This is a genomic window from Flavobacterium adiutor, from assembly GCF_048282555.1.
Classification (GTDB): domain Bacteria; phylum Bacteroidota; class Bacteroidia; order Flavobacteriales; family Flavobacteriaceae; genus Flavobacterium.
Map to the genome: position 1 here is coordinate 1,401,030 of NZ_CP182487.1, position 16,909 is coordinate 1,417,938.

The window sequence follows — 16,909 nt, forward strand, 5'->3', positions numbered from 1 at the left end:
ATTTTTAAATTAGGTTTGTGTTTTTAAAGTTACGTGTAATAAATTCAAAAGCGGCATGCATAATATGTCCCATCGATTTAGCATTTTTAAATTTCATATCATTAGTGTAGCGGTATAATTCCATTTTTAGCTGATTTAAATGCTCCTCTGTTGAAATAGTATCATGGCACATTATATTTAAAAGTTTTTTAATTCTGTTTTCGGCAGAATGTATTCGCTTTGCTAAAATAGCACGTTCTTCGTCTTTGTATTGAAAAATAGAGCGTTCTTCAAGTTTATCCTTGATTAGTTTGATCATTGGATAATTTTCCTTGAAAAACTGAGGGCGGTACACTTTGAAATTACCTTCATAGCATTGCTGGTCAAAATCGATCGGACGTATTTTATAGACTACCTGATCAAAATCGTGAATAGGTACAATTACATAATTATAGGCACGCATATCACCTAAAAGTCGAATCATACAGCGTTCATTGAATTTTACGAACTCTTTTGCAATTTGTGATTTTTCGGTTTCTGTACATGAATCCAATAAGGTGTCCATGAAAACATCGCCAGGAATGCCAATAATATGTTCTTCAATCAGGGTATCATTATAAACCAGAAAGTTGATTTTGTCAGGAGATAAAATATCTTCTAATTCCAGGCCGTAAATTCTGGATGCGTCCGCTTTTTTAATATAAAAATGAACATAATTATCGTTTAGGATATTTCGAACCTTAATACGGAAAGGTTTTGAATTACCAAATGTACAGTAATCAATAGCATCAATATTAAGAAATTGGATAATTTCGCTATTTCCGTCAGAATGTAAAAGAGAGTAAATTTTCTTTAGGTTGAGATCAATTTCATTTCTTTCAAATTCGTTATAATAGACTCTGATCCATAAAGTGTCAGCATCATTCTTATCATATACATTTATGGAACCTGAAAAGCGCAATAAGTCGTCATAAAACACAGAAACTTTTGAGATTCTTTCGTATCGTTCTAAGTAACTTAAAAGAGGTTGTGTCAGAGGGTAAGTAGGTTTTTTTAACAGCATTAAAGGCTCGCTCATTTTCAATATCTTTAATGCAAATTTACATTAATTTATATTTAGAAGTAACAATATCTAAGTTGAAACGTCTTACTAAAAAACTAAAACCGAAATAAATTTGGAAACCATACTTACAATTCAAAATCTTCATAAAAGATATGGGCGAATTCAGGCCTTGAAAAATATATCTTTTGAAATACAAAAAGGACGCGTTTATGGTATTTTAGGGCCAAACGGAAGTGGAAAATCAACCACTTTAGGAATTGTTCTCAATGTTGTAAACCGTACATCAGGGACTTACAGCTGGTTTGGAGGTAAAATGCAAACTCATGAAGCTTTAAAAAGAGTAGGCGCGATAATTGAACGCCCTAATTTTTATCCTTACATGACTGCCGAAGAAAATCTAAAGCTGGTTTGTAAAATAAAAGGGATTGACTATTCTAAAATAAATGAAAAGCTTGATTTGGTTGGTCTGACAGAAAGAAAAAACAGTAAATTCAGTACTTTTTCTTTAGGAATGAAACAGCGTCTGGCCATTGCTTCAGCACTTTTAAATGATCCTGAAATTTTAATTTTGGATGAACCTACCAATGGTTTAGATCCACAGGGGATTCATCAGATTCGTGATATTATTAAAAAAATTGCCTCACAGGGAACGACTATTCTGCTGGCTTCACATTTATTGGACGAAGTTGAAAAAGTATGTTCGCATGTAGTGGTTTTGAGAAAAGGGGAGATGCTTTATTCAGGATCTGTTGACGGAATGTCTGCAAATGAAGGCTTCTTTGAAATCCAGTCAGAGGACAATGAAACTTTGAAATCTATTTTGAATCAACATCCAGCAGTTGACAGAATGAATGAAGAAGAAGGAAAAGTTTTGGTTTATCTAAAATCAGAATTGTCTGCTTCTGAACTAAATAAATTTTTATTCTCAAAAAATATTGTACTAAGCCATTTAGTAAAACGCAAAAACAGTTTAGAAGCCCAGTTTTTAGAATTAACCCAAAATTCCAACGTTCAAAATAACTAAACCATGAACAGACTTATCTCAATAGAATTGCAAAAAATCTGGAAAAACAAAGTGAGTAAAGTATTGACACTAACATATTTCATATTACTTTCATTTATAGCTTTAATTGCCTCAATAAAATTTGATTTAGGAATTTTTCGATTTCATTTAGCAGAAATGGGAATCTTCAATTTTCCTTTCATTTGGCATTTTAATACCTATGTAGCCGCATGGCTGAAATTTTTTCTGGCCATTGTTATTGTTTCTATGATGGCGAATGAATACAGTTACGGTACTTTAAAACAGAATTTGATCGATGGACTAAGCAAAACAGAATTTGTGTTGTCTAAATTTTTGACTGTAATACTCTTTGCTTTGGGCTCTACCATTTTCGTTTTTGTGATGAGTTTAATTCTTGGTTTGTGTTTTTCATCTTATAATGAGTTCGATGTGATTTTAATGGATTTAGATTATCTCTTAGCTTTTTTTGTTAAGTTGACAGGTTTCTTTTCTTTTTGCTTGTTTTTGGGGATTTTAGTAAAACGCTCGGCTTTTGCATTAGGTTTTCTTTTAGTATGGCTTTTTATTGAATCAATAGCTAGAGGGATTTTAGCATTTTGGATCTTTCCTAACAGCACGATTGATGAAAAAATCACACAGTTTTTTCCATTAGAAGCGATGTCAAATTTAATTATTGAACCCTTTACAAGATTGTCAGTAATTAAAACTATTGGTGATCAAATGGGAGTTGAAAATGGGAAGGATTACAGTGTTGACTATTTCTCTGTTTTAATTGTCCTGGTCTGGACATTTTTGTTTGTTTATTCTTCATACAAACTATTGAAAAAAAGGGATTTGTAGTGTTTTGAATAATTTATTTTTTTGCATTATTGGAATATGGAAGACTAATCAGTCAAATTTCACTTTCAGGCACAGACAGGATAGTGTATTTAGGAACTTTACTTCCGGCTGATGATAATAATGGTATAAAGTAAAAAATGCATTTACTTTAAGCATAAAGGGGGGGTAGTTAAAAAAAGATAAAGTTTCTAGGTTCATTTTAAGTTTTGATCTTTATAAATTAAATGAAGGTTTTAAAAAAAAATCCCAAACTCCATTTTGTCTGGAATTTGGGATTTTTAATATTGAAAATTAAATATAATTAGATTTTATATCGTTTTCTGTCAGTTTCGCTTAAGTAAATTTTTCTTAAACGAAGTGATTTTGGAGTAACTTCAACATACTCATCTTTTTGGATGTATTCTAAAGCTTCTTCTAAAGAGAATTTGATAGCAGGAATAATTCTGGCTTTATCATCAGCTCCTGAAGAACGTACGTTAGAAAGTTTTTTTGTTTTAGTAACGTTAACTGTCATATCATCGCTACGAGTGTTTTCTCCAATAACCTGACCTTCGTAAATGTCTTCGTTAGGGTCAACGAAGAATTTACCACGATCCTGTAATTTGTCGATAGAATAAGGAATTGCTTTTCCATTTTCCATAGAGATTAATGAACCGTTGTTACGTCCAGGGATTTCTCCTTTGTATGGTTCGTATCCGATAAAACGGTGTGCCATAATAGCTTCACCAGCTGTAGCAGTAAGTAATTGATTTCTTAAACCGATAATTCCACGGGATGGAATGTTGAATTTAATAATCATACGCTCACCTTTACCTTCCATAGAAAGCATTTCACCTTTACGGATCGTAACGAATTCAACTGCTCTACCTGAAAGGTTTTCTGGTAAATCGATAGTCAGTTCCTCAATTGGCTCACATTTCACACCATCAACTTCTTTGATGATAACTTGTGGCTGTCCGATTTGAAGCTCGTAACCTTCTCTTCTCATGGTTTCAATAAGTACAGACAAGTGTAATACGCCACGGCCAAAAACCATGAATTTATCTGCAGAATCAGTATCAGCAACTCGCATTGCTAAATTTTTCTCTAATTCTTTTGTCAATCTGTCACGGATATGTCTTGAAGTAACGAATTTACCTTCCTTACCAAAGAAAGGAGAATCGTTAATCGTAAATAACATACTCATTGTTGGCTCATCTATAGCAATTGTTTTTAATGCTTCAGGATTTTCAAAATCTGCAATAGTATCACCGATTTCAAAACCTTCAACACCAACAACAGCACAGATATCTCCAGCAACTACCTCTTCTACTTTTTTACGGCCAAGACCTTCAAAAGTATGGAGTTCTTTAATTCTCGATTTAATGATTTTTCCATCTCTTTTTACCAAAGAAATTGGCATTCCTTCTTTTAAAGTGCCTCTTTCAAGACGTCCGATTGCGATACGGCCTGTAAAAGAAGAGAAATCTAAAGAAGTAATCAGCATTTGAGGAGTTCCTTCAGATACTTTTGGTGCAGGAACATTGCTAATAACCATATCTAGCAAAGGCTCAATATTTTGTGTCTGTACTTTCCAGTCTTCAGACATCCAGTTGTTTTTTGCAGAACCATAAACAGCCGGGAAATCTAATTGCTCTTCTGTTGCGCCTAATTCAAACATTAGATCAAAAACTTTCTCGTGAACTTCTTCCGGAGTACAGTTTTCTTTATCCACTTTGTTGATAACTACACAAGGCTTAAGACCTAAATCAATGGCTTTTTGTAATACAAAACGAGTTTGCGGCATCGGACCTTCAAAAGCATCCACAAGTAAACATACACCATCGGCCATGTTCAATACACGTTCTACTTCGCCTCCAAAGTCAGCGTGACCAGGAGTGTCAATAATATTGATTTTTGTTCCTTTATATTGAACAGATACGTTTTTAGAAGTAATTGTAATACCTCTTTCACGCTCTAAATCGTTATTATCAAGAATTAAATCACCTGTATTTTCGTTTTCACGAAATAACTGACAGTGATACATAATTTTATCAACCAAAGTGGTTTTACCGTGATCGACGTGGGCAATAATTGCAATGTTTCTAATAGATTCCATCTGTGATTTTTAATGGGCGCAAAGGTACACTTTATTTTTTAATAAAAAACGTTTTGAGGATAGTTTACGTAATGCCAGTGAATTAGTTTAACGAAATAGTAATAATTCAATAGATTTAAACACACTTCTATTTGGTGCATTTTGGTTTATTTGCCTATATTTGAGTAATGAAAAGTAAACCCAGACAAATTACGCTGATATACGTTATTATTTCGTTATTTATGGCCGTCTTGTGTCATAAGTTTCTGGTTTGCTATGCTTTAAAAACTGAATTCTTTTATCTTAGTTTTGTAAAAGACATTATTTATATATTTATTACCGGAGTTGTTTTTAATTATATTTTATCTAAAAAGGAAAGTAAAAATATCTCCATTTTAAAGAAAATGCAGCTTACAAATGAAGAGATTAAAGAGTCTAATGAAAAGTATGATATAGTTGCAAAAGCTACCAGTGATACCATATGGGACTGGAGAATTCAGGAAGACTACATTGCATGGAATAAAGGGATTGAAACTGTTTTTGGATATAAGCAGGAAGATGTAGGAATGACTTCTAAATGGTGGTTCGATAAAATTCATCCTGAGGACAGTATCAGGATGTCTGTGAAATTGTACTCTTTTATTGAACAGAAAACTGAAAAATGGCAGGATCAATATCGCTTCAGGTGTGCAGATGGAAATTATAAATATGTTCTGGACAGAGGTTTTCTCTTAAAAGATGAAAACGGCAAGGCTATCAGAATGATAGGGGCCATTCAGGATATCACAAAGCAAAAAGAAGAAGAGCAGCGCCTTAAACTTTTAGAAACCGTAATTATACAGTCTAAGGATTCTATTTTAATTACAGAAGCAAATTCTACTGATGGTAAAATTCCGAAAATCGTTTACGTAAACCCAGCTTTTTCTAAAATGTCCGGTTACGAATCTGATGAAATTCTGGGGCAGTCACCCAATGTTTTTAAAGGGCCAAACTCAGACTCGCAGACATTAAAAAAAGTATTGAAGGCTATCAAAGAACAAAAGGAATGTTTAATAGAAACTATAAGTTACAGAAAAGATAAAAAGGAATATTGGGTTCGCTTTTCTATGATTCCAATTTTTAACTCAGAAGGTATTTTGTCGCATTGGATATCAATTCAGCAGGATATTACAGAAGAAAGAAAGCTGGAAACCGAAAAAGAGCATTTAATTCGTGAATTAACTCAGAATAATAAAGATTTAAAGCAGTTTTCGTATATAACTTCGCATAACCTCAGGGCTCCGCTGTCTAATTTAATGGGCTTATTAAATCTGATTGAGTATATACCTATTGATAATCCTGAGTTACAGGAAATTCTTAATGGTTTTTATAAGTCAACGTATCTTCTAAATGAAACAATTAATGACCTGGTAAAGGTTATCATTATAAAAGATAATCCTTCGATGCAAAAAGAAATGGTTTCTCTGGCTGAAGTTTTTGAAAATGTATTTAGTCAGTTGTCTTTTCAAATAGAGACACATAAGCCAATAATAAAACTTAAGCTGGATAAAGTTCCATTACTTAATACTAATAAAGCATATATTGAAAGTATATTATTAAATTTGTTAACGAATTCTATTAAATACAAATCTGAGAATAGAAAGTTAAAAATTTCAATAACTGCTGAACAGGTGGGGCAGACGGTTTTTTTGACTTTTACTGATAATGGAATAGGTATTGATTTAGAAAGAAACGGTGATAAAGTTTTCGGATTATATCAAAGATTCCATAATTATCCCGATAGTAAAGGTCTTGGTTTGTATCTTGTGAAATCTCAGGTTGAAACTATGGGAGGAACAATTAGTATTGAAAGCGAGGTTAACAAAGGAACCTCATTTATCATAACATTTAAAAATTAAGTTATGCTGGAAGAAATTTTATGTATTGATGATGATCCAATTACATTGATGTTGTCTAAAAAAGTAATTACAAAAGCAGGTTTTTCTGATTTAATCATCACAGCTCAAAATGGTGAAGAAGCTTTGTCATATTTCAATACCTTAAAATATAGTAAAGATCAGCCGGTAAAAAAACCGCAATTGATTTTTCTGGATTTGAATATGCCAGTCATGGGAGGCTGGGAGTTCTTAGATCATTTTACAACTCCTGATTATGAGGAATTTAATTCTGTAAATATTATTGTTTTATCTTCTACAATTAATCCTGAAGATTTAGCAAGAGCAAAAAAATATCCTATCATAATTGATTTTCTTTCAAAGCCTATAACCTTACAAATGCTTGAATATCTGAAAAATAAAATCGAACTATAATAAAGAAACGGCAATTAGATTTAATCGCCGTTTCTTTCTTTAAGTAAGTAATAGAAAATGAATGCTGCTTAGTTTTTTTCTTCTTTATTGAAATATACTAAGTAGTAATACATTTGTTTTTCTTCATCCCAGCCTTTTTCAACAAATTTTTCTGCGCTTTCAGGATTAATAAAGTCCATTTTAATCTGAATATGAGTATCGAGATTAATAACGTTTTTAATCGATTTTCTGGCGTCAGAAACGGCTGCGTTTGCAATAGGGAATGAGGTTACATCTTCGATGCTGTATTTTTCTCCTTTATCTACTTTATAGTTTTTAAACTCAGGGATTAAATCAGGATTGTCTAATACTTCATTCAGGAAATTCTGTTCTTCAAACTGATCATTCTTAGCGAAGTAATTTACAGAACGGTTCATAAACATTACTTCTTCTTTTTTGTCTTCTGCTGGTAAAACGACATCTTTTGCAAAGTTTTGGCAGAATTTTAAATATTTTTTAGTGATGAAATTTTCGTCCTCAAAGGCATCAACAGACAAAAAGTGTTCTAACCAGTAACGTGCGTCATAGCGATTACTATCTACAGTCAGGATTTTGTATCCTTCTTCTTTTTTGTAGTTAAAAATTAAGCATCCTTTATCTAATTTATTCAGATTGATTCCTTGTTGCAAAATCATTTCAAGGTTGCTTCCTTTTTCTTCAAATTGTAAAAAGTCGGCTTGTAATTCGCTTTTAAAAATCCCAATTGCATCAACAACATTGTTATCAATACTCAGATTTGTCAAATAGGTTACATAAACCTCACCGTTTTTAATGTGTGGATGATTGGATTGTTCGTATAAATGTTTCGTAATTTTTTTAGAAACTTCATGAACATTAGATGGATTTGTAAAAATTTCGGTTGCAAATTTAAACATGTCGTTGTAGTCCAGATCCACTTCGTGTGCGAACTGATAATAGTTTTCTTCTTTTTCTCTAAAAGGTTTAAAAAAGAATTCTTTTATCAAAGGAACAATTTCATCATTTAAGTTAAATGGCTGCTCCGATAAAAAAATCGCTTCGTTTCGGCTTTTATTTCCTACGCGGTGTATTGCCAGCGTATCGATGTGGGTATTGAAAAGGTTTATCATTTTTTTCTAGTTTCAAAGAGTCAGAGTGACAAAGAGACAAAGGTTATTTGCGGTCTTTTAATTTTTTTATAAAAGCGCTCAGCATTCGTTCTAATTCTCTACTTTCTCCGTTTGTTTTACTGAATTGATGCTCGTTTATATATTTTAAATTGAATGAAATTTCAAGTTGTGTCTGCATTTCGAATAATGATGACATAGAAATATTTAGGAATCGTAATAATTCAGTTTTTCCATCTCTGCCGTATCCTTCAGCAATATTACTAGGTATTGATATTGATGATCTTCTAATTTGCGAAGACAATCCGTAAATTTCTTCTTTTGGAAATGAATTTGTTAGTTGGTAAATTTCTGTTACCAGATTCATAGATTTTTGCCAGATAAAAAGATCTCTAAAAGTTTTCATATTTTATGTTTAAAAATACAAACATAAAAATAAGTAAAAACTTGCATTTTTAAATATTGGCTTTCAAAAGAAAACCTTTGCGACTTTGTCACTCTGTCACTTTGAATGTTCAAAAAACTAATTCCAATTCTCCTCAAAACCAAAATCCTCAAAGCTGTCGTCTCCTTCGAACATGTCAAGATCGTCTTCGTCTAAATCATCTTCAAATTCACCGTAGATATCATTGTGCATATCATCAGATTCGAAGTTTTTTTCTAGAGCTTCATCAGGCATTTCACCGTGGGAAAATAAAGTTTCCGGGTAAGTAACTCCAACTTGTTCGTCTTCGATGGCAGCCAATTCGACTAAAAAAGTCCACATGCTGATGAAATCATAGACGTAAATAATCTTCGTATTTTGTTTATCTAAAATACTAGATAACGGATAATCGTTCATGGTTCTGATTTCACCGGGAACATCTCCTGTGTCAAAAAGCGGAATTTCATCTTCCTGATTCCATGTATCATCACAAGTATAAAATGAAGCCACTTCTGATCCATCAAAGCCAAAAGCATTGAAAATTGCATTGTGTAAATCTTCAAGGGTATCATCTTCAAGAATTGCTATGTCTCTAAAAATATCTTCCTCGGCGTCCAGAATTACTCTAAATTTATAAACCATAATCTTTGTATTTTTTGAAAAGCCAAAGGTAAAATATAAATTATGATTTATGAATTAGTAAATACGATTTGTTGAAAACATTTTAGGGAAAAATTAAAATTCACTAAAACAAATCTGTTTACTATTTTTTTACCAGTCGTTTTCTGATTTTGTGATAGCGTTTATGATAAGTGCTATGGCTTGGATAAATTCTGCTTGAAGTCATATTGTTGAATATTAGCGCTGTAAAAAGCAAAATTAAAACGCCAATTAATACCGGAGAAAGAACATACAGATACCCCAGATCTTTTATTTTGTCAGACCCAATAACAGCAATAAGAGCTGTTGCACCTCCGGGTGGATGCAAAGTTTTAGTAATCTGCATTAAAATTATAGCGAGTGAAACTGCTAATGGCGCCGCAATCCAGATAATGTCAGGTGCTAATTTATGAACGGTAACACCAATGAACGCAGAAATTAAATGTCCTCCAACTAAATTTCTGGGCTGAGAAAACGGACTCTGAATAATTCCGTATACAAGTACACTCGATGCACCAAAAGAACCTATTAAATAAACTGCATCATTTCCTGAAAAATGGATCGATTGAATATAAGCAAGGATTCCAATACCGACAAATGATCCTAAAAAAGACCAAAAATGTTCTTTATAATCAACTAAAGTTTCTTTGTAAAGAATGTAGCGTGTTTTGCGATATCCTCTTTTTATTTTTTGAACAGGCATTATATAATATTGTTTTGCTTGTAATGGATTTTTTTTTCTTTTTTTCTTCCGTTGTTATGCTTTTAAATATACTTTGCTATAGTTTATTATCCTTAAGATTCTGTTAATCTACGATGATTAGCATGAAACTATTTTGTTAAACCAGGAGAATAACTGTATACAGTATAAGGATAAATCATTTTTGCCGTGTATTTCGAAATCAAAGAGACTGCAAGAATCGGAAAAAATAAGGTATAATCGTTTGTGAGTCCGCATACTAAAAATATAGCTGTAAAAGGTGCATGGATACTGGCACTCAATACTGCTGCCATTCCGATAATCATAAAATTTACCGGAATTACATGAACCTGAAAAAAAGTATTTAGAACAGAGGCTAGTAATAATCCTAAAAAAGCACCGATAAAAAGGCTTGGTGCAAAAACACCTCCATCACCTCCGGAAGCTAATGTAATGGAAGTAACAATAGGTTTAAGAACTAATATGCCAATATAAGTTAAGGCTAAAGTAAATGTCATTATTTGATTTGGAGCAATGAAACTGGTTTTAATTGCATGATATCCCTCTCCGTATAATTGCGGAAAAATAAACAATGAGATACTTAAAACTGCTGATCCGATTATGACTTTGTAATAATGAGTATCAATTTTTCCAAATTGAGATTTGAAAAACAAAACACAACGGGTCAGATAAACAGAATTCATCCCTGCTAAAATTCCTAAAAGAATAAAATAAGGAATCGCTTTTAAATGCCAGGTCGTGATTGAGATCGCAAATAAGGGTTCTTCTTTTAGGATAGTAAGCAATCCGAAAGCAATTGAAACGGCTATGACATTTGATATGATAAATGCGCGGGTTACTTTTCTGGAAATAACTTCAAAGGCGAATAAAATCCCTGCAATCGGACTGCTGAAAAGTGCTGTGACTCCAGCCGCAACACCTGCGCAAATTAATTCAGTTTTGTATTGACGGAAAAAATATTCTTTTTCGTGAGCTACAGAGCCAATTGTTGCCGTGGCTACTACTGTAGAAACTTCGATTCCGGTTGATCCTCCAAAAATAACAGTTAATAATCCGTTGATGAAGTGAGAAGGAATTTTATAAGAAGGTAAATTTTTAGATTTAGAACCGGTACTTTCAAAAACCTCTTTGATTCCCTTATTTTCTTTTTTCTTGAAAAGATATTGTCTTAGGAAATAAATTACGGATAATCCAAAAACGGGAAAAATGGTATAAAAAATGGGATTTACCGATACTTCGTGAAAGAAGATTTCTTCGTAGTATTCTGTTATTCTTTTAAGTGAAATTCCGAGAAAGGTTGAGAGAAAGCTAATTAATAAGGAAACAATAACTAATTTTCGAAACTTAATAAATTGATGATTTTCTTTGATTTGCGCCGTTTTGTTCATCAGACTATAAATTTGTAGTATTGCTTTTTTTTGATGCGGATTACAAAATTAGAGAATCAAATTGGGTTTTAAATAATAAATACCCAGTATATTATGTTAAAATTAGTAATGAAGGAAAAATCTTTCGTTGTTTTTTTGGTGGCATAACACAGAAATATCTCAGAGAATAATCTTCATAAAGACATCATCATCTTTCATAAAACTCTATTGGTAATAAATCGGGATCGGTGATAAAAGTAAATCGCTTTTCGGTGTATTCATCAATTCGGATAGGTTCTGATTCAATGTTTTTAGAATTTAAGAATTCAATAGTTTCTTCCAAATTAATCACTTCAAAAGCTAAATGACGTAAACCCGAAGCTTCAGGTCTTGAAGGTCTTTTGGGTGGATTTGGAAATGAAAATAACTCGACAATATAAATGCCGTTCAGGGCTAAATCAAGTTTATGAGACTGGCGTTCCTTGCGGTAGATTTCTCTAATAATGGTTAATCCTAAAACTTCAGTATAAAAGGTTTTAGATTTGTGATAATCAGAACATAAAATAGCGATGTGGTGAACTTTGTTTAGTGTAAGCATTATGTATTTGATTCAGATTACTGATTTAACTTTCTTATTACTTTTGCGGGATTTCCAACAGCGAGTGAATTATCAGGAATGTTTTTCGTAACAACTGATCCGGCTCCAATAACACAACCTTTTCCAATAGTTACACCCGGACAAATTACAGCGTTTCCGCCTATCCAGGTATTATCTCCAATTGAAACAGGATACGCATTCTCGAGCGTTTTTCTTAATTCAGCATCAAGTGGGTGCGATGCCGTGTAAATCTGAACATTGGGTGCAATAAATACATTTGAACCAATAGTTACAGGCGCACAATCCAAAACAACACAATTTACATTAAAATAGACATTGTCTCCCGCAATAATATTATATCCGTAATCGCAATGAAAAGGGGGCTCAATATAAAAACCGGTTCCGGTATTCGGAATCAATTCCTTTAAAATTTCTTTTGCTTTTTTAGTAACCCGGTACTCTTTTACATTTAAACTATGAAGCAGGTTTTTTGCTCTCCTGCGGCCTTTTACTAATTCAGCATCAAAAGCATTATAGTATTCACCGCTGATCATTTTTTCTTTCTCTGTTTTCATAATTATTTTATTCATGGAAATTTCTCTGATGTCTTTTGTGCTATATTGACTAATTGTAGATTACAGCATTTTCTTCAAAATAACAATCTGCCCTAAATGATAAACATCGTGCTGAATGATTCCGTGAATATGTTCGTAATAGGTGTGATTATTGTTGGCATATATTTTTGCTAAATCTGCATCGTCAAAATCTTCAAAGAAAGCATTCCAGGCTTCTTGTGATTTTGCCAGGTTTTGAAGTGACTGCTCCCAGGCAGCTTCAGACGGATCTAAAACAGGTACAAAATAATTATGATCTGGAGTAATGATTATTTCTCCCTGGACACGTTTTAAAATATTCCTTCTCCATTGAATAAGATGATTGACAATTTCCCAGATTGTATTGAGATTAGGATTAACTTTCCTGTATGCCTGATCGGCGGTAATATCTCTTAAAGTATGTGCTAAAGTGACTTCCAGCCAGGGATTTCCATTATAAATGGACTGATATAGATTTGAAATTCTCTTACTTTCTGACATAAAAACTGTTTTTTACAATTCATAGCTAAGATACAAATTAGTATTTTACAACTCATCCCTAAAAATCTACAATTGGGTTATTTAATATTTTTTAACAAGAAAAGTTAAAATACATTTGTTTCATCAAAATCAAAACAAACATGAAAACCAAATTATTTTTAACAATACCCTTTTTATTTTTTACGGCATTTCTTTTCGCTCAAAATACAATTTCGGGAAAAGTTCTGGACTCAAAAGGGAAACCCGTTGCCGGTGCTAATATTTATTTAGACGGTACTTATGACGGCGCAACAAGTTCTGAAACAGGCGATTTTTCTTTTGAAACTACAGAAACGGGAAATAAGTTTTTGGTAGTAAGCTTTTTACTTTTCGAAACTTTCAAAACAGAAATTGATGTTGCCAATTATAAAGATCAAACAATTAAATTAAGAGAAAATATAAATGCTTTGGATGCTGTTGTCATCACCGCCGGAACTTTAGAATCTGGAGAAAAAGCAAGAGTGTCTGTTTTAAAGCCTCTTGATATTGTGACAACAGCAGGTTCTGCCGGAAATATTGTAGCGGCTTTACAAACGTTACCTGGAACACAAAGTGTTGGTGAAGACGGACGTTTGTTTGTACGTGGAGGTGAAGCAAACGAAACCCAAACTTTTGTTGATGGAATTCGAGTAGCACAGCCATACGGTGCGACAACTAATAATTTACCAACCCGAAGCAGATTTTCTCCTTTCTTATTTAGCGGAATCGCTTTTTCTACCGGAGGTTATTCTGCTGAATATGGCGAAGCTTTATCAAGTGTTTTGCTTTTAAATACGCAGGACGAAGAAGATCACGAAAAAACGGATATCGGATTTATGACGGTTGGTTTGAGTCTGGGAAATACACAGAAATGGAAAAAAAGTTCCTTAAGTGTAAATATGATGTATGTTAACCTTGCACCTTATCAGGCAGTGATTCCACAAAATGTAGATTGGAATAATCCGTATCAGTCTTTAGGCGGTGAAACGGTTTATAGGTATAAATTTACAAACGGAATTTTCAAACTTTACGCTTCTTTCGATTCAGAAAGATTCGATTTAAATCAGAAAAACATCAATTTTGAGAATCCGGTCAGAACCGATATGAACAATAACAACTTCTATTTGAATTCATCTTATAAAGGAAGTATCGGACCAGGATGGCAGTTAACATCAGGAATCAGTTACGGTTACAGCAAAAATAAATTGAAATATGACATTACCGGAATTGACAGTCAGGAAAATGCTGCACAATTAAAACTTAAATTATCTAAAAAAGTTTCTAATTATTTTAGATTGTCTTTTGGTGCAGATTATTTTATTACCACATACAATCAAGACATTGCTGCTGCTACAGCTCTTGAAAACGGTTACGATTCAAATATTTTCGCATCTTATGCAGAGGGAGATGTTTCATTTTCTAAAAATTTAGCTTTGAAAGTTGGTTTGCGATATTCAAATAATAGCTTATTAAATGAAAATAATATTGCGCCAAGAGCTTCATTAGGTTATAAACTTTCAAAAACGAGTCAGTTTTCTTTTGCTTACGGAGATTTTACTCAGACTCCGGTTGTGGATTATATTAAATATTCAAAATATCATCAGTTTGAAAGTGAAAAAGCAAGTCATTATATTTTAAATTACACGTTTTCAAAACCAGGACAATTGCTTAGAACAGAGTTGTATTATAAAAATTATAAAAATTTAGTGCAGTACGACACGAGAGATATTCAGTATAACTCGGTTTTCAGTAACAACGGTTCAGGTTACGCAAAAGGTTTTGATTTACTTTGGAGAGACAGTAATTTGCATAAAAACTTAGAATATTGGATTTCCTATTCTTATATCGATTCAGAAAGACAATACAAGAACTTCCCAGATATGGTAACACCTAGTTTTGTGGCCAATCATAACTTATCTGTTGTAACCAAATATTTTATAACAGACTGGAAATCGCAAATTGGCTTTACAAACAGTTTCAGCTCTGGACGTCCTTATAATGATCCAAACCAAACACAGTTTATGAGCGGAAAAACAAAATCCTATAACAGTTTAAGTTTTAACTGGGCGTATTTATTAACAACACAAAAAATCCTATATTTCTCTGTTTCAAATATATTAGGGACACAAAATATTTTTGGCTATGATTATGCAAGAACGCCTGATGCATCAGGAGTTTACCAAAGACAGGCTATAGAGCCAACTGCAGACAGATTCTTCTTCGTTGGTTTCTTCTGGACCATCAGCCAGAATAAAAATGAGAATCAATTGAAAAACTTATAGCCGTAGAAAGCGATGAAGAGGCGAGGTTTCTAAGTTGTTAAGTTTTAACAATCGGCAATACAGCAACTTGGCATCTCAGAACCTTAGAACCTTCAAAAAACGATTCAGTAACCAAAATCGACAACTGAGTACCATTTAATTTTATAAAACTAAAAACCAGCATACTTTTGAAGTATAAATTAATTAAGCAGAGTTTTAATCATCAAAAAAAATAAAATCACAGAACCTTAGTAAATTAGAACCTTAAAAAAAGAAACCATGACCAAAATTATTACCCTTACTATCTTGTTTATATGCAGCTTAATGTCTGCTCAAAATGTGAAATTAACCGTTACCGTTTCAGGTGTAAAAAACAATACAGGAGTTGTTAAAGTTGGATTGTATAACTCTGAGGGAACATTTCTAAAAACAACTTACAAAAGCCTTGCTTCTGAAATTAAAAATAATCAAGCTGTGGTAACATTTGATAACCTTCCTGCTGGCGAATATGCGATTTCTACCTATCACGATGAAAATAATAATGGTCAACTCGACAGAAACGCAATGGGAATTCCTTCTGAGGATTACGCCGCTTCCAACAGTGCGAAAGGATTTATGGGGCCACCTTCCTATAAAGATGCTAAATTCACTGTTGGTAAAGACTCTAAAATTCAAATTACATTATAAATAACTAATCATATTAAACCATTAAAAACTTATAAAATGAAAAAAATCATCACTTTAATCGCGCTATTTGTAGTCGCATTAGCTTCAGCTCAGACACAATTTGAAAAAGGAATGGAGAAAGCTTTCGGACTTTGGAAAGAAGGAAAAAACGACGAAGCTTCAGCTATGTTTGAAAGAATTGCAGCAGCAGAAAAAACCAGCTATCTGCCAAATTATTATGTTGCATTAATCAACACCACATCCGTTTTTACTGAAAAAGACAAAACAAAAATTGATTTGTTATTAACAAAGGCACAAGATGCTTTGGATAAGGAAATTATAAAAGATCAAAATAATGCCGAGTTATATGTTTTACAGGCTTTGATTTACACAGGATATGTTGTCGCTGACCCAATGACAAACGGAATGAAATATTCTGCAAAAGTTATGGAAGCTTACGCTAAAGCAAAAGCGATTGATCCAAATAACCCTAGAGCTGTTTTTGGAGAAGCTGATTATCAGTTGGGAGGAGCAAAATGGACCGGAGTTGATACGAAACCGCTTTGTGTGCAGGTTGATAAAGCTATTGAACTTTTTGCTACTTTTAAACCAGAAACCCCTTTTTCGCCAAAATGGGGATTAGACAGAGCTTTGGAAGCACAAAAAACTTGTAAATAATTTAAT

General features: G+C 32.8%; 17 protein-coding genes. 7 read left to right on the plus strand and 10 right to left on the minus strand.

The annotated features are described in order from the left end of the window. Positions 1 to 4: 4 nt before the first annotated feature. The gene (locus ACNC7R_RS06230) at positions 5 to 1,057 is read right to left on the minus strand and encodes a hypothetical protein (protein ID WP_417940081.1); all 1,053 of its coding nucleotides are present in this window, start codon (positions 1,055 to 1,057) and stop codon (positions 5 to 7) included. A 97-nt stretch (positions 1,058 to 1,154) separates the two neighbouring features. Here ACNC7R_RS06230 and ACNC7R_RS06235 point away from each other — a divergent pair, with 97 nt between their 5' ends. Together ACNC7R_RS06235 and ACNC7R_RS06240 are read left to right on the plus strand one after the other, a co-directional pair. Beyond that, a complete protein-coding gene (locus ACNC7R_RS06235; RefSeq protein ID WP_417940082.1) occupies positions 1,155 to 2,066 on the plus strand; it encodes an ABC transporter ATP-binding protein in 912 nt (303 codons plus the stop codon). Between the two features lie 3 nt (positions 2,067 to 2,069). Further along, a complete protein-coding gene (locus ACNC7R_RS06240) occupies positions 2,070 to 2,906 on the plus strand; it encodes an ABC transporter permease (protein WP_417940083.1) in 837 nt (278 codons plus the stop codon). Positions 2,907 to 3,207: 301 nt separating this feature from the next. Here the strand turns inward: ACNC7R_RS06240 and typA are convergent, their stop codons facing one another. After that, positions 3,208 to 5,004 (minus strand): translational GTPase TypA, encoded by a 1,797-nt coding sequence (gene typA, locus ACNC7R_RS06245; protein WP_417940084.1) that lies wholly within the window; start codon positions 5,002 to 5,004, stop codon positions 3,208 to 3,210. A gap of 167 nt (positions 5,005 to 5,171) precedes the next feature. On the opposite strand from typA, the gene ACNC7R_RS06250 reads away from it, so the two are divergent. After that, positions 5,172 to 6,881 carry a PAS domain-containing protein gene (locus tag ACNC7R_RS06250; protein WP_417940085.1) on the plus strand — a complete coding sequence of 570 codons (1,710 nt, stop codon included), beginning with the start codon at positions 5,172 to 5,174 and terminating at the stop codon, positions 6,879 to 6,881. A gap of 3 nt (positions 6,882 to 6,884) precedes the next feature. Then, complete coding sequence (locus ACNC7R_RS06255; protein ID WP_417940086.1) at positions 6,885 to 7,292, plus strand: response regulator; 408 nt, start codon at positions 6,885 to 6,887, stop codon at positions 7,290 to 7,292. A gap of 68 nt (positions 7,293 to 7,360) precedes the next feature. Here ACNC7R_RS06255 and ACNC7R_RS06260 read toward each other — a convergent pair whose 3' ends face one another. From ACNC7R_RS06260 to ACNC7R_RS06295, 8 genes are all read right to left on the minus strand, one after another. Then, positions 7,361 to 8,419, minus strand: coding sequence for a nucleoid-associated protein (locus ACNC7R_RS06260; protein ID WP_417940087.1), 1,059 nt, complete (start codon positions 8,417 to 8,419; stop codon positions 7,361 to 7,363). Between the two features lie 43 nt (positions 8,420 to 8,462). Then, a complete protein-coding gene (locus ACNC7R_RS06265) occupies positions 8,463 to 8,822 on the minus strand; it encodes a four helix bundle protein (RefSeq protein ID WP_417940088.1) in 360 nt (119 codons plus the stop codon). A 117-nt stretch (positions 8,823 to 8,939) separates the two neighbouring features. Further along, positions 8,940 to 9,482 carry an IS1096 element passenger TnpR family protein gene (locus ACNC7R_RS06270; RefSeq protein ID WP_417940089.1) on the minus strand — a complete coding sequence of 181 codons (543 nt, stop codon included), beginning with the start codon at positions 9,480 to 9,482 and terminating at the stop codon, positions 8,940 to 8,942. Between the two features lie 121 nt (positions 9,483 to 9,603). Then, the gene (locus tag ACNC7R_RS06275) at positions 9,604 to 10,203 is read right to left on the minus strand and encodes an HPP family protein (protein ID WP_417940090.1); all 600 of its coding nucleotides are present in this window, start codon (positions 10,201 to 10,203) and stop codon (positions 9,604 to 9,606) included. 128 nt (positions 10,204 to 10,331) lie between these two features. Beyond that, a complete protein-coding gene (locus ACNC7R_RS06280; RefSeq protein ID WP_417940091.1) occupies positions 10,332 to 11,609 on the minus strand; it encodes a chloride channel protein in 1,278 nt (425 codons plus the stop codon). Positions 11,610 to 11,796: 187 nt separating this feature from the next. Beyond that, positions 11,797 to 12,186, minus strand: coding sequence for a VOC family protein (locus ACNC7R_RS06285; RefSeq protein WP_417940092.1), 390 nt, complete (start codon positions 12,184 to 12,186; stop codon positions 11,797 to 11,799). A gap of 17 nt (positions 12,187 to 12,203) precedes the next feature. Beyond that, entirely contained in the window at positions 12,204 to 12,761 is a 558-nt protein-coding gene (locus ACNC7R_RS06290; protein ID WP_417940093.1) for a sugar O-acetyltransferase, read from the minus strand. Positions 12,762 to 12,821: 60 nt separating this feature from the next. After that, complete coding sequence (locus tag ACNC7R_RS06295; protein ID WP_417940094.1) at positions 12,822 to 13,280, minus strand: DinB family protein; 459 nt, start codon at positions 13,278 to 13,280, stop codon at positions 12,822 to 12,824. A 140-nt stretch (positions 13,281 to 13,420) separates the two neighbouring features. Here ACNC7R_RS06295 and ACNC7R_RS06300 point away from each other — a divergent pair, with 140 nt between their 5' ends. The 3 genes from ACNC7R_RS06300 to ACNC7R_RS06310 all read left to right on the plus strand — a co-directional run bounded on the left by ACNC7R_RS06300 (position 13,421) and on the right by ACNC7R_RS06310 (position 16,903). Continuing rightward, positions 13,421 to 15,580, plus strand: coding sequence for a TonB-dependent receptor (locus tag ACNC7R_RS06300; protein ID WP_417940095.1), 2,160 nt, complete (start codon positions 13,421 to 13,423; stop codon positions 15,578 to 15,580). Between the two features lie 258 nt (positions 15,581 to 15,838). Then, positions 15,839 to 16,246, plus strand: a complete 408-nt coding sequence (locus tag ACNC7R_RS06305; protein ID WP_417940096.1) for a DUF2141 domain-containing protein — start codon at positions 15,839 to 15,841, stop codon at positions 16,244 to 16,246. Positions 16,247 to 16,282: 36 nt separating this feature from the next. Continuing rightward, entirely contained in the window at positions 16,283 to 16,903 is a 621-nt protein-coding gene (locus tag ACNC7R_RS06310; protein WP_417940097.1) for a hypothetical protein, read from the plus strand. Positions 16,904 to 16,909 lie beyond the last annotated feature (6 nt).